Source organism: Lentzea albidocapillata, from assembly GCF_000719115.1.
GTDB lineage: Bacteria > Actinomycetota > Actinomycetes > Mycobacteriales > Pseudonocardiaceae > Lentzea > Lentzea albidocapillata.
The window spans coordinates 96,794-119,305 of the sequence record NZ_JOEA01000007.1 but is presented as its reverse complement, the minus strand read 5'-3'; the positions used below and the strand labels follow the sequence as shown (position 1 = coordinate 119,305).

Below are 22,512 nucleotides of genomic sequence, written 5' to 3'. Positions count from 1 at the left end.
GCACTCGGCTGCGAGGTGAACGCGGTGCTGACGGAGGGGAGATTTACGCCACTTTCGTGAGGCTGTAGCCACCCTGAGGGAGGACATGCGAGCCGCGGACGGTCACGCACTGTCTTACTCTCAAGTTGTGCGCGCTCTTCTCGTGGTGAACCCGCAGGCGACTACAACGACGCCGGCGGGTCGTGACGTATTGGCGCACGCACTCGCCAGCGACGTGAAGCTGGAGGTCATCGAGACCTCCTACCGCGGCCATGCGGCGGACGCCGCCCACCAGGCCGCGGCGGACGGGGTCGACCTGGTCATCGCCCACGGCGGCGACGGCACGGTCAACGAGGTGGTCAACGGCATCCTGCTCGGCGGTCCCCGCCCCGAGAAGCCGATGCTGGGCGTCGTGCCCGGCGGTTCGGCCAATGTCTTCGCGGGCGCGCTCGGCATTCCGCGCGACCCCGTCGAGGCCACACACGTCCTGCTGCAGGCGATCGAGCACGGCACCAGGCGCCGCATCGGGCTCGGCCAGGTCTTCGCGGACGTCATCGAGGGCGGCCGCTGGTTCACCTTCAACGCGGGCATGGGCCTCGACGCCGATGTCGTCGCCGCTGTGGAACGCAAGCGCGCCAAGGGCTACAACGCCAGTCCCGCTCTCTATTTGAGCGTCGCCCTCAAGGCTTATGCGCAGAACGTGCGCAAGCCGCAGCACTTCACCGTCGAGGTGCCGGACGAGGCGCCGTTCGACGACGTCGGCATGGTGTTCGTGTCGAACACCGATCCGTGGACGTACTTCGGTGACAGGGCGATCCAGCTCAACCCCAGCACGTCGTTCGACGGCGGCCTCGGCCTGAGTGCGTTGAGGACGTTGCGGGTGCCCACGGTCGGGCGCTACGTGGCCCAGGTCCTGGCGACGGGGAATCCGAAGAGCGCGAATCTCGTTCGGCGTGATGACGTGGGTTATGTCAGAGTGAAGTGCGAGGAACCCGCGAACCTCCAGGTTGACGGAGATTTCCTCGGAACGACCACGGCGGTGGAGTTCCGTGCGGTCGCCGATGCATTGACTGTTGCCGTATAAGGAACTTGACAGTCCGTGATCGCTTCGTGACCGTCTCGGTATCCAGCCGGGATGTACTGCGGTCGAGTGACAGCAGAGCGTGAAACCCCAGGTGAACGCTGTCGATCTTTTGGGTGAGTTCACTCACCGGGTCAGTGGTTACCCCTTGACATCCCAGCCGTTCGTGAAAGCATTCACAAGCACCCCAAACCGACCGCTGACAACCGGCGTGCCTTTGTGCGCGCCTAGGCTGAGGAGTAGTTCCAATGGACTGGCGCCACCGCGCGATCTGCCGCGACGAGGACCCCGAGCTGTTCTTCCCCGTTGGGAACAGTGGTCCCGCGCTGCTTCAGATCGCCGAGGCGAAGACCGTCTGCCGCCGGTGCCCCGTCGTCTCCGACTGCCTCGCGTGGGCGCTCGAGAGCGGCCAGGACGCCGGTGTGTGGGGCGGGATGAGCGAAGACGAGCGCCGCGCCCTCAAGCGCCGCAACGCCCGCACGCGGGCCCGCAGCAACGCCTGACCAGGCAGTTAGCCGCGAACTAGCGATAAAGAAGAAGCCCGACACCGTGCCAGGTGTCGGGCTTTTTCTTTTGTTTGCACACCCTCCCGCATGACCACGTGAGACCGCTGAGGCTGGTCGTCACGTGTGCACGGCGTTAGTTTAGCGCCGCCCTCTGAGCGGCACGCGCAGGACCGCCTCTGTACCGCCTCGGGGCCTTCGCCGCAAGCTCAGAGAGCCTCTCAATTCGGAATCGACAAGGGTCCGAACGATCTGCAGACCCAGCCGATCGGTGCGTTCCAGGGAGAAACCCTGCGGAAGGCCCTTGCCATCGTCGGTGATCGTCACGTCGAGCCATTTCGCGGACCGCTCCGAGTGCACGACAACCTCCCCGCGCTGGCCAGGCGCGTAGGCGTGCTCAAAGGCGTTCTGCACGAGTTCGGTCAGCACCATCACCAGTGGGGTGGCGATCTCGGCCGGCACGATGCCGAACCCACCCTCACGGCGCACGCTGACCTGGGTCTCGGTGACCGCCACATCGCTCATCATCGGGATGACCTTGTCGACGACGTCGTCGAGGTCGACCCGCTCGTCGACGCTCATCGACAACGTCTCGTGAACCAGTGCGATCGAGGTCACACGGCGAACGGACTCGGCCAGTGCCTCCTTCGCCTCCGGGTTGCTCAACCTGCGGCTTTGCAGCCTCAGCAGGGCCGCGACGGTCTGCAGGTTGTTCTTCACGCGGTGGTGGATCTCGCGGATCGTGGCGTCCTTGGACATCAACGCGCGGTCGCGGCGGCGCACCTCGGTGACGTCGCGGCACAACACGATGGCGCCTGCGGCCTGTCCGCGTGGCCTAAGGGGCAAAGAGCGGAACAACACGGCGGCGCCACGGCGTGACTCGGCCTCCATCCGCATCGACGGCTGGCCGTCCAGCGCCTGCCTGATGCGCTGAGCGACCTCGGTGGCGTCGAACGGGTCGCCGATCAGGCTGCGCGTCAGCGGTGCGAGATGCACGCCGACGAGATCTGATGCGTGTCCCATGCGGTGGTAGGCGGACAGCGCGTTCGGCGAGGCGAACACGACCGCACCGGACGGATCGAGCCTGATCAGGCCGTCACCGACGCGCGGGCTGGTGTGGACGTCCGGCGAGGGTTCGGGCGCGGGGAACGTGCCGTCCGCGATCATCTGGCACAGGTCGGCCGCACTGCCGAGGTACGAGATCTCCAACGGCGACGGCACGCGCGGCACCGCCAGGTTGGTGCTGCGGCTCAGCACCGCGATGACCTGCCTGCCCAGTCGCACCGGGATGGTCTCGCGCCGCACCGGCACGCCCAGGTGCCAGCGCGGGTCCTCCTCGCGGCAGATCCGCGACTCGTCGATGGCCCGGCGCAGCTGCGGATGGTCCTCCGTGTCGACCTCGCTGCCGACGACGTCCTCCGGGTGGGCCGTGGGCGCCGTCGTGGGACGGGCCTGGGCGACGCAGAGGAACCTGTCGTCTTCGAGCGGGACCCACATGACGAAGTCCGCGAACGACAGGTCGGAGAGGAGTTGCCACTCCGCGACGACCAACTGGAGGTGGTCGACGGCGGCGCCGGAGAGCTTGGTGTGCTCGGCCAGCAGGTCCGTGAGCGTGCTCAGAACTCCTCCATGAGAAACTGGTCGGTGAAGCAAGTTCTGATCCTAGGAGACTCCCATGTCGAAGCGTGCTCGCAAGCGCCGCGACCGCAAAAAGGGCGGCGCCAACCGAGGCAAGCGCCCCAACGCCTGAGTACTGCGAAAGGCCCTGGCCACCACCACGGTGACCAGGGCCTTTCGTCTTGCTGGGGGCTTGCTGGGGCGTTCAGTCCTCGGCGCGGATCTCCACGATCGTGGCTCGGATGCGCGCCTTCAGATCGGCCGGCGCGTAGTCTCCGCCACACTTGCGGGCCAGCAGCGCCTTGAGGTGCTCCTCCAGCCCGAACTGTTCCAGGCACGGATGGCACTCGTCGAGGTGCGTCTGCAGCGCCGCGCGCCGGCCCTGGTCGCATTCCTGGTCCAGGAACAGCCAGACCTCGGACAGCACCTCCGAGCAGTCGGTGTCGTGGGGTTCGCCGCAGTTCATGACGCGCCTCCGTTGCTACCGTTGCCGCCTCGGAGGAAACCGCGGTCGCGGGCGACGTCCGCCAGCATGTCGCGGAGCTGGCGACGGCCCCGGTGCAACCGGGACATCACCGTGCCGATCGGGGTGCCCATGATGTCTGCGATCTCCTTGTACGCGAAGCCTTCGACATCGGCGAGGTAGACCGCGATCCGGAACTCCTCCGGCAACCGCTGCAATGCTTCCTTGACGTCGCTGTCGGGCAGGTTGTCGAGTGCCTCGACCTCGGCGCTGCGCAGCCCGGACGAGGTGTGGCTCTCCGCTCGCGCCAGCTGCCAGTCCGTGATCTCGTCGGTCGGCTGCTGGAGCGGCTGGCGCTGCTTCTTGCGGTAGCCGTTGATGTAGGTGTTCGTCAGGATCCGGTACAGCCAGGCCTTGAGGTTCGTGCCCTCCGAGAAGGACGCGAACGCCGAATAGGCCTTGAGGAACGTCTCCTGCACCAGGTCCTCGGCGTCCGCCGGATTGCGCGTCATGCGCAGGGCAGCCGAGTACAGCTGGTCGAGCATGGGCATCGCGTCGCGCTCGAAACGTGCAGCGCGCTCCGCCGTCGTCTCTGTCGTGCCGGTGGCGGGCACCGCGCTCCCTTCCCACAGGTTCTGGGTCGGGACTGACTTTACGCGTGACCGCTCAAGCATGTTCGTTGCCACGTTCTCAGTAACAACCGTGGTGCTGGTAGTAATTCCGCATGGCCGGACGTGGGACCCCCGCCACAGCGCTGCTGGACAAGCAGCGGGTGGCGCACACCTTGCACTCGTACGAGCACGACCCCCGCCACGAGTCCTACGGGCTGGAGGCGGCCGAGGCTCTCGGGCTGGTGCCGGAGCGTGTCTTCAAGACGCTCGTGGCCGAGGTGGACGGCAAGCTCGCGGTCGGCGTCGTGCCGGTGACGGTGCAGCTCGACCTGAAGGGTCTCGCCGCCGCGCTGAAGGGCAAGAAAGCGAAGATGGCGGTCGTCGCCGACGCCGAACGCGCAACCGGTTATGTCGCCGGAGGTATTTCACCTCTCGGCCAGAAAAAGCGCCTGCCGGTGGTGGTCGACGCTTCTGCTCTGGAGTTCGACACCCTGTTCTGCAGTGCCGGCCGGCGCGGACTCGAAGTCGAGCTCGCGCCGGCCGAACTGGTGCGACTCACCAACGCGGTGGTCGCGAATATCAGCGCCTAGCTGACCGGCCACGTGACGGTGACCCGGTCACCGAGGCTGCCCTGGCCGGGCAGGTCGAACTGGATGGACGCGGGGACCACGTGCGGGCCACTGACCCGCGAGCCCACGCAGAGGACGGCGTGGAGGTACCCGTGGATGGTCGCCTCGCTGTATTCGCCCTGGCCACCGGTCAGTGGGACGTTCATGTCCGACCTCTGGCACATGTCGTGGGCGCTGATCACCAGGTCATCTCCGGTACACCACCGCGCCTCGTCGGCCTGCGCCGTCGATGAGCATTCGGTTGTCACGAAAATAGAACTACCGTGCTTTCGGCCAGGCGCTATTCGCCCGTCTGGCCGTCGATCGCTTCCCTGATCAGGTCGGCGTGACCATTGTGGCGGGCGTACTCCTCGATCATGTGAGTGAGGATCCACCGCAGGCTGGGGACGCGCCCGTCACGCCACGGCGCTCGCTTCGCCGGTTGGCTCAGGTCGCCGCGCCTGAGCGCCTCGATGAGGTCCTTCCTGGCGCCGTCGACAGCGCGCAGCCACAACGCACGCAACTGCTCCGGGGTGTCGTCGGCAGCCGAGCACCAGTCCCAGTCGTTGTCGGTCTTCCAGTCGACGCTCGCCCACGGTTCCAGCGGCTCACGGTCGTGCAGGACGACGCGGAACCACTGCTGCTCCACGTAGGCGAGATGCTTGACCATCCCGCCCAGGGTCATCGTGGACTTCGCGGCGGTCGCGTTGAGCTGCTCCGCGGTGAGGCCCTCGATCTTCCAGATGAGGGTGGCGCGGTGGAACTCGAGGAAGCCTTTGAGGGTGGCGAGCTCGTCGCCGCCCATCGGTGGTTCTGGCCTGCCCTGCTCATCGAAAACCGTCATGCGCCGCACGTTAGTCGAGCGGACGCAACACCCGGTCCATCCACTCGCCGACATAGCGGCCGACGTCCGCGACCGACGCCTTCAGGGAGTGGTCGCCCTTGAGCAGCACGACCTCACGGTGGTGGGCGTGGCCGGGCTGGCCGAACGGGTCGTTCTCGCCCTGTACGACCAGCGTGGCGACCTCGACACCGTCCAGCTCGGCCATCCGCGACTTCTCCGGCTTGCCCGGCGGGTGCACCGGGAACGCCAGGCACAGCACCGCCACGGCCTGGCCCTCGACCGAGGTCCGGCAGGCCACGCGCGCGCCCGACGACCTGCCCCCGAACACCAGGGGCAGGCCGTCGAACCAGCGTTCGCCCAGGTCCTCGACCACCGACAGCCACGCCGTGTCGAGCTGGCCGGCCGGCGCCGGGGCACGACGGCCCGCGACGCGGTAGGGCTGTTCGATCAACGCCACGTGCACTCCGACGGAGTTCGCGGCGCGGCACGCGGCGACGAGATCCGGGGCCTCGACGCCGCCACCGGCGCCGTGACCCAGGAGCAGTGCCGCACGCGGTTCGTGGGCACAGTGCAGTGAGGCCCGTGCGGGGCCGTGCGGCGTGTCCACCAACAGCGTGGTCATGACAGCTCGAACAACGTGGGTGAGGGCTTCTCGTCTTCGGTGAGCGAGACGCGGTCCATCAGGGACGGCCCGTTGTTCTTCACGCTGTTCACCTCGGTCGACACCGGACGCAGCTCGAGCGCCTCGACGATCGACGGGTCGGGGGCCAGCAGCTCGCTCGGGTCGAGCGACGTCGGGTCGAGCCACGCCGACCATCGGTCCTGAGGCAGCAGCAACGGCATGCGGTGGTGCACCTCGGTCATCGCGCCGATGGCGTCCGTGGTGAGCACAGCGCACGTCACGGTCGGAACGTCGTCCTTCCACCACACGGACCACAGGCCCGCCATCGCCAGCGACGTGTCGTCCCCGAGCGTGATGAAGTACGGCTGTTTGCGCCCCTCACCTGGCTGCCACTCGTACCAACCGGCGGCGGGGATGATGCAGCGCCGCTTGATCGCCGACTGCTTGTACGCGGGCTTGGTCAGCACGCTCTCGGCGCGAGCGTTGATCATCTTGGCCGCGCCGGAGAGGTCCTTGGCCCAGTGCGGGACGAGACCCCAGCGCATGACGCGGATGCTGCGTTCCAGCTCCTCGTCCTCGGGCTGCCGCTCGACCACGGCCATGACGCGCTTGGTGGGAGCGATGTTGTAGTCCGCCCCCGGTGCCTCGTCGCCGGTCCCGTCCACCGCGTCGAACTCGGCCGCAAGCAGCGCCGGGTCCTTGGTGGAGGCGTACCTACCACACAAATCCGATCACCTCCGAAGTCCCAATTGTCCCACGACCGGAACACCTGTGCGAGCTTGCCAAGGCCGATGCGGGATCATTCATGCATGACTCAGCACTGGTCAGCCCCCAGCGCGCCCGGCCCAGTCCACTCGACGGTGCCGGTGCCCGGCTCGAAGTCGATCACGAACCGCGTTCTGGTCCTCGCGGCACTGGCCGATGGACCGTCCACGGTCCACACGCCGCTGCGCAGCCGCGACACGGTGCTGATGACGGCCGCACTCTCGTCGCTGGGTGTCGGCATCACCGATCGCGAGGACGGCGGCTGGGACGTACTGCCCGGTCTGCTGCGCGGGCCGGCCGAGGTCGACTGCGGTCTCGCGGGCACGGTCATGCGCTTCCTGCCGCCCGCCGCCGCGCTGGCCGAGGGCGAGATCCGGTTCGACGGCGACCCGCACGCGCGGACGCGGCCGATGAGCACCGTGCTGGGTGCGCTGCGGTCGCTGGGCGTCGAGATCGACGGGGACGCGCTGCCGTTCACGTTGCACGGCACGGGATCGGTGCCCGGTGGCGAGGTGACGATCGACGCGTCGGGCTCGTCCCAGTTCGTCTCCGGGCTGCTGCTGTCCGCCGCCCGGTTCGACAAGGGTGTGACGATCCGGCACGACGGCAAGCCCGTGCCCTCGTTGCCGCACATCGACATGACGGTCGAGACGCTGCGGTCGGTCGGCGTCGGGGTGGACACGAGCGTGCCGAACGTGTGGCGCGTCGAGCCCGGTGTGATCAGGGCACGCACGTGGCACGTGGAGCCGGACCTGTCGAACGCGACGGTGTTCCTCGCGGCGGCCGCGGTGACCGGTGGCGAGGTGACGATCCCGCACTGGCCCGCCGTCACGACCCAGCCCGGCGACGCGGTGCGCGGCATCCTGGAGCGCATGGGCTGTGCGGTCGAGGTGTCGGAGCGCGGCCTGACCGTGCGGGGCCCGGCGAAGCTGTCCGGTGTGGACATCGACCTGCGGGACGAGAGCGAGCTCACGCCGACCGTCGCCGCGCTCGCGGCGCTGGCCGAGGGCCGCACGACCATCCGGGGCGTGGCGCACATCCGCGGCCACGAGACCGACCGGATCGCCGCGCTCGTCAACGAGATCAACGCGGTCGGCGGCAACGCGACCGAGACCGAGGACGGGCTGGTCATCGACCCCGCTCCGCTGCACGGCGGCGTGTGGAAGGCCTACGCGGACCACCGGATGGCGACCGCGGGCGCGATCATCGGGCTGGTGGTGCCGGGCATGTCGGTCGACGACATCGGCAGCACCACCAAGACGATCCCGGACTTCCCCGGCATGTGGGACGCCATGCTCACCGGGGGCGCGTAGAAGTGAGCAAGCGGGACTGGCGCAAACTCGACGAGTCCGACGTGCGCGTGCGCCCCGGCAGGGGGACGCGCCCACGCAGCAAGAGGCGGCCGGAACATGCCGACGCCGAGACCGCCATGGTCATCGGCGTGGACCGGGGCCGCTGGACGTGCGCGATGGAGTCCGGCGCCGTCGTCACGGCGATGCGCGCACGGGAACTGGGCCGCACCCCGGTCGTGGTCGGCGACCAGGTCGGCATCGTCGGCGACACGTCGGGCCAGCCGGACACGCTGGCCCGCATCGTGCGCGTCGAGGAGCGGACCTCGGTCCTGCGCCGGACCGCGGACGACACCGACCCGTTCGAACGGGTCGTCGTCGCGAACGCGTCCCAGCTCATCATGGTCGTCGCGCTGGCGGATCCCCCGCCGCGCACGGGTTTCATCGACCGCTGCCTGGTCGCCGCGTACGCCGGCGGCCTGGAACCGGTGCTGTGCCTGACGAAGTCGGACCTGGCGTCGCCGGAGGAGTTGCTGGCGCTCTACACCGAACTCGACGTGCCGGTGGTCGTGACACGCTCCGACGAGGAGCCCGCCGAACTACGCGCCCGGCTGACGAACACGGTGTCGTGCCTCATCGGCCACTCGGGCGTCGGCAAATCTACTTTGGTCAACAAACTCGTGCCGGACGCGAACCGCGCGGTGGGCGTGGTGTCCGGCGTCGGCAAGGGCCGGCACACCTCCACCCAGGCCGTCGCCCTGTGGCTGCCCGAGGGCGGCTGGGTCGTGGACACGCCGGGCATCCGCTCGTTCGGCCTCGCCCACATCACGCCGGACGACATCGTGAAGGCCTTCCCGGACTTCGCCGAGGCCGCCGAGGAGTGCCCGCCCGGCTGTGGCCACCTGGGCTCGCCCGAGGACCCCGGCTGCATGCTGGACGAACTGGTGCCGGACGCGCCGGGCCGGTTGACGTCGTTGCGGCGGTTGCTCGCGTCCCGTGCCGGCATGGACGACTACACGGACGGATCATGAGCATGCGCTGGACGTTGCCCCTGCTGGTCGCTCTCGCCGCGTGCTCTACCCCGGAGGAACCCAAGGCGCCGGCGTTCACGGAGGTCGATCCCTGCACACTGCTCGCGTCCGGGGACGCGGGGCAGTTGAACGGGTCTCCCACCAGGACCGAGCGGGCCTGCGACTTCCCGTTCGACTCGCTGACCGTGCGCCTCACGCTGCTGACAGCGAAGTACGCGGACGAGTCGCAGAAGCTGCTGTCCGACGGCGGCTACGGCGGGGTGATCAACGACCGTCCGCTCACGCGCAAATGCGTCGACACCTCGGGCGAGGTGACGTGCGACGCCGTCGTCGAGGTGAAGGAAGGGCAGCTCATCGGGCTGAAGGTCCTGCAGCGCAACCACGACCTCAACCTGGTCGGGCAGGTCACGCAGGGGCTGGCGGCGAAGGCGCTGGAAAGGCTCCCGAAGTGAAGCGTTTGCTGCCGCTCGCGCAGGACGCCTTCGCATGGGTGGTTGTCACAACCTGACGTGCTGTCTCGTCCACTGGCCATGAAGGTATTCGTGATCGGTGCGACGGGCGTGCTCGGACGGGAAGCGGTCCCCCAGTTGCGGGCGGCCGGGCACGAGGTCGGCGTGCTGGACCGGCACACGACCTCGGTGTTCGACGTGGACCAGCTCACGGCCGCGTTCACGGGCTACGACGCCGTCCTCAACCTCGCCACCCGCATCCCGCTCAGCGCGAAGGCCGCGCTCGCGAGCGCGTGGGCGGAGAACAACCGCCTTCGCACCGAGGGCAGTGCCGCCGTGGCCGAGGCCGCGATCAGGGCCGGGGTCGGGCGGGTCGTGCAGGAGGGCATCTCGTTCGTCTACGCGGACGGTGGTGACCGCGAGCTCGACGAGAGCGCGCCGATCAAGCCCGTCGGGCACATCGCCAGTTCGGTCATGGCGCAGCACAACGTCCTTAGGCACCCCGGCGGCGTGTTCCTGCGCATCGGGATGCTGGTCGGGGGCGAGGCCCAGTCGCCGCCGGTGCTCGTGGGCGACGGCTGGATGTCGGTCGTGCACCCCGCGGACGCGGCAGCCGCGGCGATTGCCGCGCTGGATGCGCCTGCGGGCGTCTACAACGTCGGGACGCCGGTTCTCAAGCGGGACATGGGAATCACACGCCTGCCGAAGTTCATGGGCAAGCTCGCCGCGTCGTTCGAGGTCTTCGGCAGGTCGCAGCGGGTGGTGAGCACGAAGCTCACCGAGGCCACCGGCTGGAAACCGCGGCACTAACCCATGTGCGGGTACCGGTGGTCCGTGTGCGGCACCAGGGTCTCCTTGATGGCGCGCGGGCTCGTCCACCGCTGCAGGTTGTAGATCGAGCCCGCCTTGTCGTTGGTGCCGGAACCGCGCGACCCGCCGAACGGCTGCTGCCCGACGACGGCGCCGGTCGGTTTGTCGTTGACGTAGAAGTTGCCCGCGGCGAACCGCAACGCGCGGTGTGCCTGGTCGATGGCGGCCCGGTCGCGCGCGAAGATCGCGCCGGTCAGCGCGTACGGCGTCGCGGTGTCGATGGTCTCCATGATCCTCGGGAAGTCCGCGTCCTCGTAGACGTGCACGGCGAGGATCGGGCCGAAGTACTCGGTCGTGAAGATGTCGTGGCGCGGGTCGTTGCCGAGCAGCACGGTCGGGTCGACGAAGTAGCCCACCGAGTCGTCGCACGAGCCGCCGGCGAGCACCTCGACCGAGGTGGACGCGGACGCCATCAGCAACGCCTCCTTGTGCTTGGCGAACGCGCGGTGGTCGATCACCGCTCCGCCGAACACCGACAGGTCCGTGACATCGCCGTAGGACAACGACTTCGTGACGTCGAGCAGCTGGTCGCGCACGCCGCCCTCCCACAACGACCGCGCGATGTACGACCGCGAGGCCGCTGAGCACTTCTGGCCCTGGTACTCGAAAGCACCGCGCACCAACCCGGTGACGAGCGCCTGGGGATCTGCGGAAGCGTGAGCCAGCACGAAGTCCTTGCCGCCGGTCTCGCCGACGACGCGCGGGTAGGCGCGGTAGTTGTCGAGGTTGCCCGCCATGGTCTGCCACAGCGCCTTGAACGTGCGGGTGGAGCCGGTGAAGTGCAGACCGGCGAAGAACCTGTCCCGCAACGCGACCTGGCTCAACGCCTGGCCGTCGCCGGTCACGAGGTTGATCACGCCCGGCGGCAGGCCCGCTTCCTCGAGCAGCCGCATGGTGAAGTGCGCGGCCAGCTGCTGTGTCGGCGACGGCTTCCACAGCACCGCGTTGCCCATCAGGGCGGGCGCCAGCGGCAGGTTGCCCGCGATGGCGGTGAAGTTGAACGGCGTGATCGCCACGACGAACCCGTCGAGCGGCCGGTGGTCCATCCGGTTCCACACGCCCGGCGACGACACCGGCTGCTCTTCGAGGATGCGGCGGCCGAAGTGGACGTTGAAGCGCAGAAAGTCGATGAGCTCGCACGCCGCGTCGATCTCGGCCTGCTGCACGGACTTCGACTGGCCGAGGATCGTGGCGGCGTTGAGGGTGTCGCGCCACGGCCCCGCGAGCAGGTCGGCCGCCCGCAGCAGCACCGCGGCCCGTTCGTCGAACGGCAGCTCCTGCCAGCCCGGTGCGGCGTGCTGGGCGGCGCGCATGGCATCGGCGACGTCGGAGTTCGTGGCCTGCGCCGTCACGCCGAGAACGTGCCTGTGGTCGTGCGGCTTGACCACGTCGATGCGGTCGCCACCGCCCATCCGCTGCTCACCGCTGATGGTCATCGTCAGCTCGTGCGTGGTGCCTTCGAGCTCCGCGATGCGTGCCTGCAGGCTGGCCCGTTCGGCGCTACCGGGTGCATAGGTGCGCACGGGCTCGTTGACCGGTTCGGGTGCAGACGTGACGGCGTCCATTCCCCCATCGTGGCACGCGGTAGTAGGGTCCGTCGGGTGGCGCGGGTGACTGGCATCGGCGGGGTTTTCCTGCGTTCAAGGGACCCTGTGCGCTTGGCCGCCTGGTATCGCGACAACCTGGGCGTGCCGATGAGCGAGAAGGGCACCGTCACCTTCCACTGGCTCGACACGGCGACGAACGAGTACCCCGGCACGACGACGATGGCGTTGTTCGCGCAGGACACGCAGTACATCGGCGAGCCCCACCAGCGCACCATGCTGAACCTGCGCGTGGACGACCTGGCGTCGTTGATGGCCAAGCTGAAGGCGCGCGGTGTCGAGGTGCTGCCCGACACCGAGGATTCGGAGTTCGGCATGTTCGGGTGGTGTGTCGACCCCGAGGGCAACCGGATCGAGCTGTGGGAGCCCGCGGAGGGAATGTGATGCTGGACGAGGCCGTGCACGGCCCTGCGTGAATGGCAGCACGACGACCTGCCGTTCCAGCTCCACCCCGGGGATCTGGGCTGGTACCGGCCACCTACCGGGCAGCCGGGTTCGACCAGCGGCGCTAGAGCAGTTCCAGGACGAACGGGAGCTCCTGCGCCGCGTACCAGGCCAGTTCGTGGTCCTCGGCGCTGCCCAGGACGAACTCCGCGTCCGGGTCGCCCAGGTCCGCCGCGTCGATGACGTCCGCGGCCGCGCGCACGTCCTGTTCGGCCTCGGCCGTGTCGAGGTGCACGGCGGCGACGTCCTTCAGGGTGAACGAACCGCCGACCTTCACGACCGAGAAGTCGAGGTCCGGACGCAACGTCACGTCGTCCATGTCCACCGCGAGCACCGCGCGCCGCGGCTCGGCCTTCTCGTCGGCCGCGAGCAGCCGCAGGGAGGCACGGGCGGCGTCGAGCATCGCCGCGTACTCCAGCTCCTCCGTGTCGCCCGCCGCGTAGGACTCGCGCAACGCCGGCGTCAGCGCGAACGCCGTACCGGTGATCGGAGCCAGTTCGCCGCTGTCGACGAACGCGCGCAGCATCGGCACCGTGGCCGGGATGTAGACCCTCATGCGCTGGCCGTCCCCATCAATTCCTCCACCGACTCCTCGACCATGGTCGCGAGAACGTCCACATCGGACATGGCGTCGCGGTCGCCGTTCAAACCGAAGTACACACCGCCGTCGTAAGAGGTCACCCCGATGGCCAGCGCCTGGTTCTTGGCGAGCGGGACGACCGGGAAGATCTCGGTCATTCTCGCCCCCGCCGCGTACAGCGGCACCTGCGGGCCGGGAACGTTGGTGACGATGACGTTGAACAGCCGGCGGCTGAACGAGCTGGCGGCGCGTGCGCCGAGCGCGTGCAACGTCGGCGGGGCGAAGCCGGAGACCTTCACCAGCGCGTCGGCGGCGACGGACTGGCCGGACTCCTGGTGCGCGCGCATCGCGTGGCTCACGTGGTGCAGGCGGACGACCGGGTTCGGCTCGCCGACCGGGAGGTCGACCAGGTAGGCGCTCACGTTGTTGCCCGAGTCCGGGTCGGCCTCGCGGACGCTCAGCGGGGCCATGGCGCGGATCGTGGTGCTGCCGGTGACGTTCTCGCCGCGGCTGAGCAGCCAGTTGCGCAGGGCGCCGCTCAGGGCCGCGAGCACCACGTCGTTGACCGTGCCGCCGTGCTGCTTGCGGATGGCGCGCAGGTCGTCGAGCTGGGCACGCGCGACGGCGAACCGGCGCTGCGGTGAGGTGATGCGGACGTTCAGCGGGGAGCCCGGCGCGGGCGTGGCGGCGGTGCGGACGGCCGAGGCGAGCACGCCGAACGCGTTGAAGACCTTCTCGACCGTGTTGAAGGTGTCGAGGGCGGCGCTGCGCACGTTCTCCACGAGCTCGCCGGGGCTGTGCACGATGTCGGTGACCGCGTCGGCCACGAGCTGCAGCGAACCGGGCTCGGGCTGCGGCATCCAGAGGTTCTCGACGTTGGTGCGCGGCGTCGGCGAGACGTCCAGCATGACCTGGCCGATCTCCAGCGACGCGATGCCGTCGATCATGGCCTGGTGGGTCTTGGTGATGACCGCGGTCTGGTTCTTCTCCAGGCCCTCGACCAGGTAGATCTCCCACAGCGGGCGGGAGTGGTCGAGCGGGCGCGACATCAGGCGCGCGATCAGGTCGTGCAGCTGCGTCTCGTTGCCCGGCTTGGGCAGGGCGCTCCGGCGAACGTGGTAGGTGACGTCGAAGTCCGGGTCGTCAACCCACACGGGGCGTGCGATGCGTCCGGGGACGTGCACGACCTTCTGCCGGTAGCGCGGCACGAGGCTGAGGCGTTGCTCGATGAGATCAACGAGCTTGTCGTAGTCGAAGCCCGCCTTGGGCCGCCGGAACACCGCCACTCCGCCGACGTGCATCGGCGTCTTGGCGTCCTCCAGGTACAGGAACGAGGCGTCCAACGCTGACAGGCGGTCCGGCATGCACCCCAGCCTAGTGGCGTTCGCGGTCCATCAGCTTCTGAAGTGCGGCGCGTTCGCGCGGATCGCGGTCGTGCCGCTCCAGCCGGATGCGCGCGGCCTCCGGAATCGCGTCCCTCGCCTCCGGGTCGACGTTGGCCATGAACGAGCGGAGGAACCGCCAGCGCGTGAGCTTCATGACCGGTGCGAGGTGCGCGACGGCGAGCGACACCCAGCTCAGTGCGACGTCGAGCCTGCGGTCGCCCTTGGTGGCGCTCGCCCAGTCCAGGACCACGGGACCGTCCGGGCCGAGCACGACGTTGCCGGGGTGCAGGTCGAGGTGCAGCAGATCGCCCTCGCCGCTGAGGAAGCCGGGCGCCGGGATGACGTCGAGACGGTGGTGCAGGTCCGCGAGCTCCTCGCCGAGGCTGCCCGCGAGCCACGGCTTGCGGCCGATCTCCTCGGACATCCGCGGGCCCGGCACGTACTGCATGACCAGTTCGTCTTCCGTGGCCTCGTGCACGCGCGGGACGGGGATGCCGTAGCCGCTCAGGTACAGCATCATCTCGGCCTCGCGCCGCAGGTCACGGCCTGTGCGCGTGCGTTTGACGAGCAGCCCGTCGGACCGGATGAACACATCCGAGTCCTGACCGCTCGCGAGATGTTGACGTTGCGCGACGCTGCGCATACCTGACGTCATGTGACGATCATCATCGATATGATCCAAAGCACAAGGGCCGAACGGCTCTAGTGGAGCTCTTCACCCGTTTGAGCCCGCTGTGCCCGCCTCTGTCACCCTCTTCCCGTGGAGATCTCGCCCAAGGACCGCTTCGTCACCGTCTACGGCCGCAAGCCAGTGCTGGAGGCGCTGGACGACCCGGCGCTCACGGTCGACAAGGTGGTGCTCGCCGACACGGCCCGTGGCCCGGCCGCGCGCGAGATCCTCGACGCGGCCCGTACGCGTGGCGTCGCCGTGCAGCGGGCGACCGCGCAGCGCGTGAAGGTGCTGGCCGGCAACGGCAAGCAGGACCAGGGCGTGCTCGCCGACGTGGTCGCGCCGCGCATGAAGCCGCTGGCGCTGGCCCTGGAAGAGGGTTCGCTGCGGTCCGTGCTCGTGCTGGACGGCATCACGACCCCCGCGAACGTGGGCATGATCCTGCGCACCGCGACCGCCGCGGGCATCGACGGCATCGTCGTGCCCCGCCGAGGCGTCGCCTCGATCGACCCGCTCGTGGTGAAGGCCTCCGCCGGAGTGGCTTTCCGCGCGCCCGTTCTGCGCTGCGGCACCTCGGCGGAGGCCTCTGCTTTGTTGCGCGCGTCCGGTTATTCGCTCCACGCGCTCGATTCCCACGCGTCCGACACGATTTATTCCGCTTCTTTCCCGCAGCGCGCGGCTTTCGTGCTGGGCAGCGAAACGTCCGGAATCACCGAGGACGTGCGTCCGCACATCACGTCCTGGCTGTCGATTCCGATGGCGGCGGGCGTGGAATCCCTGAACGTCGCGTCAGCGGCGGCTGTGCTCTGCTTCGAGCTGGTGCGCCGGGCTCAGTGATCAGATCCAGTCGACGTGGTACCCGTTGACCCGCGGGTACCCCAGCAGTGACGTGCACTCCGCCACCGAGGGCTCGCCCCTGACCCGGCCGATCGTCCCGTACTGGTCCCAGACCCCGAGCCCGTTCGTGCAGTGCGCGACGGCCCGGAACCGCCCTGGCCGGCCTTCGTCACAGAAGACCTCGATGGTGCGCCCGTCCCTCAGATAGTCCTCGTAGCAGCCGCGTTCCTGCGCCTGCGCGGGTGATGCAATTGCCGTGGCTGCAATGGCGAGCGCAACACAAGCGACAATTCTTCGCATTTTCTCCCCTATTCAATCGACTACCGGCAAATTCAACGCTAGTGCCTGGCCGAAAAAGGGGCAATGACGCGCCGGGGTGAACCCTTAATCGCGGAGCGCGATCGCTAGCAGGATTTCCAGCTCCTCGAGGGTGGACCGTGTCGACCGATGGTGGACACCGACCATGCCCGCCTTGGCAGCCCCTCGGACGTTGACCGCGAGGTCGTCGACGAAGACGCACTCCTCCGGCTTCACGTTCAGCTTGGTGGCCGTGAGCAGGTAGATCTCGGTGTCCGGCTTGACGAGCCCGACCTCGCCGGAGATGACCGCGGCGTCCAGTACCGCGGTCAGCGCGCCGGGCGGCTGCCACCACCCGTCCGCATTGGACAGCAGGGCGGTCTTGAGCCCGTGCTGCCTGGCCTTGCGCAGGGCGGTGAGCAGCGGCGGTTCGGCGGGGTTGTCCTCGCCGGGGTCGGTCAGGACGCCGCCGTAGTCGAGCACCAGGGCTTTCAGCATGGTGGCGACCGTAACCCCACTTTCGGGTGTTCGGTGTCCTGATCTCGTTGCCGGCTCGCCAGGTCAACCATGCCCCCAGTTGTTCGCCGCCTGCCCGCCTACGAGCCTCCGGTCGGAGGCCCCTCCCGGATTCCCCTGCCCCGGCCGCGCCCGGTGTGGGTCCCGGTGCCGGAGCCACCGTCCCCCGCGCTGGATGCCGCACGGCTGCTCTCGGCGGTGCTGGAGGTGCTGGACGGACGGCGCCCTGCCCGGTTGTTGCGGGAGATCGCGGTGCCCGTGCTGGCGGCCCGGCTCGGCGGGTCGGTCCGTGCCCGGACCACGCGGATGGTGCGGGCGCCTCGGGTCTGCCATCCGTCGCGGCTGGTGGCGGAGATGTCGGTGACCTTGCGGCGGGAGGGGCGGGTGCTGGCCGCGGCCGGTCGGGCCGAGCACGCCGGCGGGAGGTGGTGGTTCACGTCGTTCACGGTGCTGGAGTGAGGCCCCCCAAACGCCACGTGGGCCGCGGTCCCGGAGGAACGCGGCCCACGCAGTGGTGGTGCGGTGGGGCGTCAGCCCTTCTTGCGGTTGTTCTTCGCCGCCTGGCGGGCAGCCTCGCGGCGCTCCTTGCGGGTGCCGCCGCCCTGCTGGCCGGCCGCGCCGCCCGTCTCGCCGTGCTCGTCGACGCCGCCGTCCTCGGCCGGGCCGCTGTAGCTCAGGTTCTGCTGACCGGGGCTGCCGAGGCCCTTGCCGCGCAGGGCGGGCGGGATGGCGTTGCCGCTGGCCAGCTGGGCCATGGCCGGGCCTGCGGGGGCGTCGGGCTCGCGCTGGGCCTGCTGCTGGGCAGCCGCCGCGGCGCGGGCACGGGCGCGTGCGCCTCCGCCGTTGCCCGACACCTGCGGGAGGGCCTGCGGGGCCGCGCCCAGGGTCACGGGGACCTCGGGCTCGGCGGGCTCCGGCTCCGCCGCTTCGACCTGGAGGTTGAAGAGGAAGCCGACGGTCTCCTCGCGCAACGCGTCGAGCATCGCGTTGAACATCTCGAAGCCCTCGCGCTGGTACTCGATGAGGGGGTCGCGCTGCGCCATCGCGCGCAGGCCGATGCCCTCCTTCAAGTAGTCCATCTCGTACAGGTGCTCACGCCACTTGCGGTCCAGGACGGACAGCAGGACGCGACGCTCCAGTTCGCGCATGGCGCCTTCGCCGACACGGCCCTCGATGTCGGTCTCGCGGGCGCGGTAGGCGTCCATCGCGTCGTTCACCAGGAGGTCGCGCAGGTACTCGCGCGTGACGTCCTCGTCGGACTCGAGGATCTCCTTCGGGTCCAGCGAGATCGGGTAGAGGGTCTTGAGGGCGGTCCAGAGCTTCTCGAAGTCCCAGTCCTCGGCGTAACCGTCGGCCGTGGCGCCGTTGACGTACTCCTCGACGACGCTCTCGATCATGTGCTCGACCTGGTCGCGGAGGTCCTCTCCGGCGAGAACGCGGTGGCGCTCGGCGTAGATCACCGTGCGCTGGCGGTTCATGACCTCGTCGTACTTGAGGACGTTCTTGCGGATCTCGAAGTTCTGCTGCTCGACCTGGGTCTGCGCGCTGCGGATGGCGCGGGTGACCATCTTGTGCTCGATCGGCACGTCGTCCGGCACGTTCAGGCGCGTCATGACCATCTCGACCATGGTGGCGTTGAAGCGGCGCATCAGTTCGTCCTGCAGGGACAGGTAGAAGCGCGACTCACCGGGGTCGCCCTGACGGCCGGTGCGGCCGCGGAGCTGGTTGTCGATGCGGCGCGACTCGTGGCGCTCGGTGCCGAGCACGTAGAGACCGCCCGCCTCGCGGACCTCGTCGGCCTCCGCCTTGCCCTGGGTCGTCAGTTCCTCGACGACCTTGGCCCACTCGGTCTCGTACTCCTCCGGCGTGGTCACCGGGTCGAGGCCGCGGTCGCGCAGCTCGTGGTCGGCGATGATGTCCGGGTTGCCGCCCAGCACGATGTCGGTACCACGACCGGCCATGTTCGTGGCGACCGTGACGGCGCCCTTGCGGCCGGCCTTCGCGATGATCAGCGCCTCGCGGTCGTGGTGCTTCGCGTTCAGCACCTCGTGCGGGATGCCCTTGCGCACCAGCAGCTTCGACAGGTACTCGGAGCGCTCGACGCTCGTCGTACCGATCAGGACCGGCTGGCCCTTCGCGTGCCTCTCGACGATGTCCTCGGCGACCGCCTCGAACTTCGCCTCCTCGCTCTTGTAGACGAGGTCGGGCTGGTCGGTGCGCCGCGGCGGGCGGTTCGTCGGGATCGGGACGACGCCCAGCTTGTAGGTCTGGTGGAACTCGGCCGCCTCGGTCTCGGCGGTACCGGTCATGCCGCCGAGCTTCTCGTAGAGGCGGAAGTAGTTCTGCAGCGTGATCGTGGCGAGAGTCTGGTTCTCCGCCTTGATCTCGACGCCTTCCTTGGCCTCGATGGCCTGGTGCATGCCCTCGTTGTAACGGCGACCGGAGAGCACACGACCCGTGAACTCGTCGACGATCATGACTTCACCGTTGCGGAGGATGTAGTCCTTGTCGCGGTTGTAGAGCTCCTTCGCCTTGAGGGCGTTGTTCAGGTAGCCCACCAACGGCGTGTTCGCCGCCTCGTACAGGTTGTCGATGCCGAGCTGGTCCTCGATGAACTCCACGCCGAGCTCGGTGACGGCGACCGTGCGCTTCTTCTCGTCGTACTGGTAGTGGTACGACTTCGACTTCTCCTCGATGACCTCGATGCGGTCCTTCTGGGAGAGCTGGGTGACGTCGATGCCGCGCATGCGCGGCACGAGCCGGGCGAACTCGGTGTACCAGCGGGCCGACTGCTCGGCCGGGCCGGAGATGATCAGCGGCGTGCGCGCCTCGTCGATGAGGATCGAGTCGACCTCGTCGACGATCGCGAAGTGGTGGCCGCGCTGCACGCACTCGTCCAGGCTCCACGCCATGTTGTCGCGCAGGTAGTCGAAGCCGAACTCGTTGTTCGTGCCGTAAGTGATGTCCGAGTTGTACGACGCGCGCCGCTGCTCCGGAGTCATCTCGGAGAGGATCGCGCCGACGGTCATGCCCAGGAAGCGGTGAACACGGCCCATCCAGTCCGCGTCGCGCTTGGCCAGGTAGTCGTTCGTGGTGATGACGTGAACGCCCTTGCCGGCGATGGCGTTGAGGTAGACGGGCATGACCGAGGTCAGCGTCTTGCCCTCACCCGTGCGCATCTCGGAGATCTGACCGAGGTGCAGCGCCGCGCCACCCATCATCTGGACGTCGTAGGGGCGCTGGCCGAGGGTGCGCTTCGCGGCCTCGCGGGCCACGGCGAACGCCTCCGGCAGCAGCTCGTCCAGCGACTCGCCCTCGGCGTGGCGCTTCCTGAACTCCTCGGTCTTGCCGCGAAGCTCTGCGTCGGAGAGGTCCACCACCTCGTCTTCCAGGTGGTTGATGTGCTGTGCGATGTTGCGGAGGCGCTTGAGCATCTTGCCCTCGCCGGAGCGGAGCAGTCGGGACAGCACCATCTGGATAGACCTCATCACCTGTATCGCGGCGCGCCCACGTCGGACGCCTTTCCCCTGCCCATCGTAGGCAAGTCGCCAAGATGTGTGCACGGACACAGGCGGATTGGGTTACGCGACCTTGTCTGTGCAGGTCAGGTGCCGTTTCTGCGATCTTCCGCAGTCCGCCTGGCGCCGGTGCCCCCACCTCGGCTACTGGAGTGAAGAACGTACGAGTGCCGCGCAAAGGTTCCTGGCCCGGCCAAGTTCACCTTCACGGTGAACGTCCATGCGCGGAATGGGGGGCCGGGTGGCCGCAGACGCACACCGCCGCCCCGCACACGAGGGGTGCGGGGCGGCGGCGGTCGAAGGAACGTGGGTCGAGCGGGGTCAGGCCAGCCTGATCACGCCGTAGTCGAATCCCTTCCGGCGGTAGACGACACTCGGGCGTCCGCACTCGGCGTCGGCGAACAGGTAGAAGTCGTGTCCGACCAGTTCCATCTCGTAGAGGGCCTGGTCGACGGTCATCGGTTTGGCGGCGTGCTCCTTCTCGCGTACGACGCGTCCGGGCAACTTTTCTTCGAGGCCGTCGTCCCAACGCTGCGTGGGCACTTCCGCCATGCCCTCGTAGTCGGCCTCGGGTGCGTCGAGCACCGCGGTCTTGGCGCGGCGCGACGTCATGCTTTCGCCTGCGGACCGGTCAGCCAGTCCGCTTGTCGCTTCGGCCACCGAGATCGGGGCGCGGGCCCCGTGGTGGACGCGCCTGCGGTCGTGTGACCGACGCAGACGGTTCTCGAGCTTCGCGACCGCAGCATCGAGCGCGGCGTAGAAGTCACCCGCGCAGGCTTCGGAACGGACCACGGGTCCACGTCCCTTGCCGGTGATTTCGACCCGCTGACAGTTCTTCGACTGACGGCGGTTCGGCTCGTGGAAGAGTTCCACGTCGAAGCGGATGACCTTGCGGTCGTAGCGCTCAAGCCGGGCCAGCTTTTCGGCGACGTGAACCCTGTAGTGATCGGGCACCTCGACGTTGCGGCCCTTAACGACGATGTCCATACACGACCTCCCTCGCTTTGTTGCGAGCTATGGCTGGACTGCATTAAAGCGCCGTGGCGATCTTCGATCGCGGATGTGTCGCAGAGGGTCGTCTCCCTCAGCTCTCACGGCGCCAGGGTCATGGGCTGTTCGCCTCCTCCCCGTGGGCCGGGAACGCTGATAGCGGTGCACGTTAGCTTGGGATTCACCGTCGCGTAAGCCCCCTTGCCGGGGGAACGACGAGATTTTTTGATGACTACGCAGCGCGACGACAGCGCGTTGCCAGTCGTTTCCCGAGCGTGCCCCGAACCAAACCTCCCGGCACTCCACTCACCCGAACGGCGCACACCCGGACCGGCACTCGACGGCAGTCTCGCTGCGTCGAACGGGTCCAGTCGCGGCCTCATACCCAGCCAACGGGCGACCCGCGCGTCATGTTCCCGAAACCTGGAAGAGATCGATTCCGAGCCTCTCGGCGGCCCCGCCGCACTTCTTCGCACCGAACTGAGCGCCGCGGATGCCCGATCACAGCCCAGTCACGCCTGGCTGAACGGTAGATTTCGCCCAATGGCGGACAAGGCAGTCGATCACCGTCGGCACGGACGTACCGCTATTGCCCAGTAATAACCGCTGGTCAGCTCCATACGTGAATAATCGTTAACAAGTCGGGGGCGTGAGGCGCACGTCCGAGGCCGCCTCAGGCGCGTGATCGCTCGGGTCCGAGGCCGTTGATCGACGCCTCATGTGCGGACGCCTCAGTTCTGAAACACCGGCTGGGACAAACGGGTCGAAACAAGTTACTTCGTCTCGCAAGATCGTCACAGAACGCGCGCCGAGCAGGGGATTCTCGTCGCGCCGAACCGTCTCGGAGATCGACAACGTCACCGGAACTTCACCCTTGTGGGCGGTGCCGAAAGACCCCGCCGAGCCTCTCCCCCGAATTTTCTGTCAGACCTCGCCGCC

At 68.6% G+C, this 22,512-nt stretch carries 26 protein-coding genes; 11 read left to right on the top strand and 15 right to left on the bottom strand.

Annotated elements, in window-relative coordinates; translation table 11 throughout:
• Positions 1-127: 127 nt before the first annotated feature.
• Together IG04_RS0111540 and IG04_RS0111535 are read left to right on the top strand one after the other, a co-directional pair.
• Complete coding sequence (locus IG04_RS0111540) at positions 128-1,063, top strand: diacylglycerol/lipid kinase family protein (RefSeq protein ID WP_030476589.1); 936 nt, start codon at positions 128-130, stop codon at positions 1,061-1,063.
• 245 nt (positions 1,064-1,308) lie between these two features.
• A complete protein-coding gene (locus IG04_RS0111535) occupies positions 1,309-1,563 on the top strand; it encodes a WhiB family transcriptional regulator (protein ID WP_015104912.1) in 255 nt (84 codons plus the stop codon).
• Positions 1,564-1,704: 141 nt separating this feature from the next.
• Here the strand turns inward: IG04_RS0111535 and IG04_RS0111530 are convergent, their stop codons facing one another.
• Positions 1,705-3,183, bottom strand: coding sequence for a PAS domain-containing sensor histidine kinase (locus tag IG04_RS0111530; RefSeq protein WP_030476588.1), 1,479 nt, complete (start codon positions 3,181-3,183; stop codon positions 1,705-1,707).
• Between the two features lie 55 nt (positions 3,184-3,238).
• Between IG04_RS0111530 and IG04_RS48900 the strand changes: the two genes are divergently transcribed.
• Positions 3,239-3,313 (top strand): 50S ribosomal protein bL37, encoded by a 75-nt coding sequence (locus IG04_RS48900; RefSeq protein ID WP_369809028.1) that lies wholly within the window; start codon positions 3,239-3,241, stop codon positions 3,311-3,313.
• A 72-nt stretch (positions 3,314-3,385) separates the two neighbouring features.
• Here IG04_RS48900 and rsrA read toward each other — a convergent pair whose 3' ends face one another.
• Complete coding sequence (gene rsrA, locus IG04_RS0111525; RefSeq protein WP_030476587.1) at positions 3,386-3,646, bottom strand: mycothiol system anti-sigma-R factor; 261 nt, start codon at positions 3,644-3,646, stop codon at positions 3,386-3,388.
• Positions 3,643-4,317 carry a sigma-70 family RNA polymerase sigma factor gene (locus IG04_RS0111520; RefSeq protein WP_084400915.1) on the bottom strand — a complete coding sequence of 225 codons (675 nt, stop codon included), beginning with the start codon at positions 4,315-4,317 and terminating at the stop codon, positions 3,643-3,645. Before IG04_RS0111520 ends, rsrA begins: the two co-directional genes overlap by 4 nt.
• Positions 4,318-4,367: 50 nt before the next feature.
• Here IG04_RS0111520 and ybaK point away from each other — a divergent pair, with 50 nt between their 5' ends.
• Positions 4,368-4,844 (top strand): Cys-tRNA(Pro) deacylase, encoded by a 477-nt coding sequence (gene ybaK, locus IG04_RS0111515; RefSeq protein WP_030476585.1) that lies wholly within the window; start codon positions 4,368-4,370, stop codon positions 4,842-4,844.
• On the opposite strand, the gene IG04_RS0111510 is transcribed toward ybaK, so the two are convergent.
• From IG04_RS0111510 to IG04_RS0111495, 4 genes are all read right to left on the bottom strand, one after another.
• Positions 4,841-5,029 (bottom strand): hypothetical protein, encoded by a 189-nt coding sequence (locus tag IG04_RS0111510; RefSeq protein ID WP_144065209.1) that lies wholly within the window; start codon positions 5,027-5,029, stop codon positions 4,841-4,843. The two genes, ybaK and IG04_RS0111510, sit on opposite strands and share 4 nt — an antisense overlap.
• A gap of 134 nt (positions 5,030-5,163) precedes the next feature.
• Positions 5,164-5,706, bottom strand: a complete 543-nt coding sequence (locus IG04_RS0111505; RefSeq protein ID WP_030476583.1) for a DinB family protein — start codon at positions 5,704-5,706, stop codon at positions 5,164-5,166.
• A gap of 10 nt (positions 5,707-5,716) precedes the next feature.
• A complete protein-coding gene (locus IG04_RS0111500; RefSeq protein ID WP_030476582.1) occupies positions 5,717-6,328 on the bottom strand; it encodes an alpha/beta hydrolase family protein in 612 nt (203 codons plus the stop codon).
• The gene (locus tag IG04_RS0111495; RefSeq protein WP_030476581.1) at positions 6,325-7,053 is read right to left on the bottom strand and encodes an SOS response-associated peptidase; all 729 of its coding nucleotides are present in this window, start codon (positions 7,051-7,053) and stop codon (positions 6,325-6,327) included. Before IG04_RS0111495 ends, IG04_RS0111500 begins: the two co-directional genes overlap by 4 nt.
• An 84-nt stretch (positions 7,054-7,137) precedes the next feature.
• Here IG04_RS0111495 and aroA point away from each other — a divergent pair, with 84 nt between their 5' ends.
• The 4 genes from aroA (at position 7,138) to IG04_RS0111475 (ending at position 10,672) form a co-directional block, all read left to right on the top strand.
• The gene (aroA, locus tag IG04_RS0111490; protein WP_030476580.1) at positions 7,138-8,406 is read left to right on the top strand and encodes a 3-phosphoshikimate 1-carboxyvinyltransferase; all 1,269 of its coding nucleotides are present in this window, start codon (positions 7,138-7,140) and stop codon (positions 8,404-8,406) included.
• A 2-nt stretch (positions 8,407-8,408) separates the two neighbouring features.
• Positions 8,409-9,413 (top strand): ribosome small subunit-dependent GTPase A, encoded by a 1,005-nt coding sequence (gene rsgA / locus IG04_RS0111485; protein ID WP_030476579.1) that lies wholly within the window; start codon positions 8,409-8,411, stop codon positions 9,411-9,413.
• Positions 9,410-9,865, top strand: a complete 456-nt coding sequence (locus IG04_RS0111480) for a hypothetical protein (RefSeq protein WP_144065208.1) — start codon at positions 9,410-9,412, stop codon at positions 9,863-9,865. Before rsgA ends, IG04_RS0111480 begins: the two co-directional genes overlap by 4 nt.
• A 78-nt stretch (positions 9,866-9,943) precedes the next feature.
• Positions 9,944-10,672, top strand: coding sequence for an NAD-dependent epimerase/dehydratase family protein (locus IG04_RS0111475; protein ID WP_030476577.1), 729 nt, complete (start codon positions 9,944-9,946; stop codon positions 10,670-10,672).
• Here the strand turns inward: IG04_RS0111475 and pruA are convergent.
• Positions 10,669-12,297 (bottom strand): L-glutamate gamma-semialdehyde dehydrogenase, encoded by a 1,629-nt coding sequence (gene pruA / locus IG04_RS0111470; RefSeq protein WP_030476576.1) that lies wholly within the window; start codon positions 12,295-12,297, stop codon positions 10,669-10,671. The genes IG04_RS0111475 and pruA overlap by 4 nt on opposite strands.
• A 36-nt stretch (positions 12,298-12,333) precedes the next feature.
• On the opposite strand from pruA, the gene IG04_RS0111465 reads away from it, so the two are divergent.
• Positions 12,334-12,720: a VOC family protein gene (locus IG04_RS0111465; protein ID WP_030476575.1), complete on the top strand. Its 387-nt coding sequence runs from the start codon at positions 12,334-12,336 to the stop codon at positions 12,718-12,720.
• A 124-nt stretch (positions 12,721-12,844) separates the two neighbouring features.
• Here IG04_RS0111465 and IG04_RS0111460 read toward each other — a convergent pair whose 3' ends face one another.
• The 3 genes from IG04_RS0111460 to IG04_RS0111450 are packed head-to-tail and all read right to left on the bottom strand — an operon-like array spanning position 12,845 to position 15,400.
• Positions 12,845-13,336: a DUF6912 family protein gene (locus tag IG04_RS0111460; RefSeq protein WP_030476574.1), complete on the bottom strand. Its 492-nt coding sequence runs from the start codon at positions 13,334-13,336 to the stop codon at positions 12,845-12,847.
• Entirely contained in the window at positions 13,333-14,724 is a 1,392-nt protein-coding gene (locus tag IG04_RS0111455) for a WS/DGAT/MGAT family O-acyltransferase (RefSeq protein WP_030476573.1), read from the bottom strand. The genes IG04_RS0111460 and IG04_RS0111455 overlap by 4 nt, the downstream gene beginning before the upstream one ends.
• Before the next feature lie 10 nt (positions 14,725-14,734).
• The gene (locus IG04_RS0111450) at positions 14,735-15,400 is read right to left on the bottom strand and encodes a phosphotransferase (protein ID WP_030476572.1); all 666 of its coding nucleotides are present in this window, start codon (positions 15,398-15,400) and stop codon (positions 14,735-14,737) included.
• A gap of 105 nt (positions 15,401-15,505) precedes the next feature.
• Here IG04_RS0111450 and IG04_RS0111445 point away from each other — a divergent pair, with 105 nt between their 5' ends.
• Positions 15,506-16,252: a TrmH family RNA methyltransferase gene (locus tag IG04_RS0111445; protein ID WP_030476571.1), complete on the top strand. Its 747-nt coding sequence runs from the start codon at positions 15,506-15,508 to the stop codon at positions 16,250-16,252.
• Here the strand turns inward: IG04_RS0111445 and IG04_RS0111440 are convergent, their stop codons facing one another.
• Complete coding sequence (locus IG04_RS0111440; protein ID WP_030476570.1) at positions 16,253-16,552, bottom strand: hypothetical protein; 300 nt, start codon at positions 16,550-16,552, stop codon at positions 16,253-16,255.
• Positions 16,553-16,636: 84 nt separating this feature from the next.
• On the bottom strand, positions 16,637-17,047 hold the full coding sequence (locus IG04_RS0111435; RefSeq protein WP_030476569.1) for an HAD-IA family hydrolase: 411 nt from the start codon (positions 17,045-17,047) through the stop codon (positions 16,637-16,639).
• 69 nt (positions 17,048-17,116) lie between these two features.
• Between IG04_RS0111435 and IG04_RS0111430 the strand changes: the two genes are divergently transcribed.
• Positions 17,117-17,524 carry an Rv3235 family protein gene (locus IG04_RS0111430; protein WP_144065207.1) on the top strand — a complete coding sequence of 136 codons (408 nt, stop codon included), beginning with the start codon at positions 17,117-17,119 and terminating at the stop codon, positions 17,522-17,524.
• A gap of 71 nt (positions 17,525-17,595) precedes the next feature.
• Here IG04_RS0111430 and secA read toward each other — a convergent pair whose 3' ends face one another.
• Entirely contained in the window at positions 17,596-20,538 is a 2,943-nt protein-coding gene (secA, locus tag IG04_RS0111425; RefSeq protein ID WP_030476567.1) for a preprotein translocase subunit SecA, read from the bottom strand.
• A 366-nt stretch (positions 20,539-20,904) separates the two neighbouring features.
• On the bottom strand, positions 20,905-21,570 hold the full coding sequence (gene hpf, locus IG04_RS0111420) for a ribosome hibernation-promoting factor, HPF/YfiA family (protein WP_030476566.1): 666 nt from the start codon (positions 21,568-21,570) through the stop codon (positions 20,905-20,907).
• Positions 21,571-22,512: the final 942 nt, after the last annotated feature.

Excerpts from the sequence above, each read along its gene's own strand:
- pruA (WP_030476576.1), bottom strand. The coding sequence starts at position 12,297 with ATGGACGCCGTCACGTCTGCACCCGAACCGGTCAACGAGCCCGTGCGC.
- IG04_RS0111455 (WP_030476573.1), bottom strand. The coding sequence starts at position 14,724 with ATGCCGGACCGCCTGTCAGCGTTGGACGCCTCGTTCCTGTACCTGGAG.
- secA (WP_030476567.1), bottom strand. The coding sequence starts at position 20,538 with ATGGTGCTGTCCCGACTGCTCCGCTCCGGCGAGGGCAAGATGCTCAAG.
- IG04_RS0111535 (WP_015104912.1), top strand. The coding sequence starts at position 1,309 with ATGGACTGGCGCCACCGCGCGATCTGCCGCGACGAGGACCCCGAGCTG.
- hpf (WP_030476566.1), bottom strand. The coding sequence starts at position 21,570 with ATGGACATCGTCGTTAAGGGCCGCAACGTCGAGGTGCCCGATCACTAC.
- IG04_RS0111505 (WP_030476583.1), bottom strand. The coding sequence starts at position 5,706 with ATGACGGTTTTCGATGAGCAGGGCAGGCCAGAACCACCGATGGGCGGC.
- rsrA (WP_030476587.1), bottom strand. The coding sequence starts at position 3,646 with ATGAACTGCGGCGAACCCCACGACACCGACTGCTCGGAGGTGCTGTCC.
- IG04_RS0111500 (WP_030476582.1), bottom strand. The coding sequence starts at position 6,328 with ATGACCACGCTGTTGGTGGACACGCCGCACGGCCCCGCACGGGCCTCA.
- IG04_RS0111475 (WP_030476577.1), top strand. The coding sequence starts at position 9,944 with ATGAAGGTATTCGTGATCGGTGCGACGGGCGTGCTCGGACGGGAAGCG.
- IG04_RS0111440 (WP_030476570.1), bottom strand. The coding sequence starts at position 16,552 with ATGCGAAGAATTGTCGCTTGTGTTGCGCTCGCCATTGCAGCCACGGCA.
- IG04_RS0111460 (WP_030476574.1), bottom strand. The coding sequence starts at position 13,336 with ATGAGGGTCTACATCCCGGCCACGGTGCCGATGCTGCGCGCGTTCGTC.
- ybaK (WP_030476585.1), top strand. The coding sequence starts at position 4,368 with ATGGCCGGACGTGGGACCCCCGCCACAGCGCTGCTGGACAAGCAGCGG.
- aroA (WP_030476580.1), top strand. The coding sequence starts at position 7,138 with ATGACTCAGCACTGGTCAGCCCCCAGCGCGCCCGGCCCAGTCCACTCG.
- IG04_RS0111510 (WP_144065209.1), bottom strand. The coding sequence starts at position 5,029 with ATGAACGTCCCACTGACCGGTGGCCAGGGCGAATACAGCGAGGCGACC.
- IG04_RS0111435 (WP_030476569.1), bottom strand. The coding sequence starts at position 17,047 with ATGCTGAAAGCCCTGGTGCTCGACTACGGCGGCGTCCTGACCGACCCC.
- IG04_RS0111520 (WP_084400915.1), bottom strand. The coding sequence starts at position 4,317 with ATGCTTGAGCGGTCACGCGTAAAGTCAGTCCCGACCCAGAACCTGTGG.
- IG04_RS0111450 (WP_030476572.1), bottom strand. The coding sequence starts at position 15,400 with ATGACGTCAGGTATGCGCAGCGTCGCGCAACGTCAACATCTCGCGAGC.
- IG04_RS0111480 (WP_144065208.1), top strand. The coding sequence starts at position 9,410 with ATGAGCATGCGCTGGACGTTGCCCCTGCTGGTCGCTCTCGCCGCGTGC.
- IG04_RS0111430 (WP_144065207.1), top strand. The coding sequence starts at position 17,117 with ATGCCCCCAGTTGTTCGCCGCCTGCCCGCCTACGAGCCTCCGGTCGGA.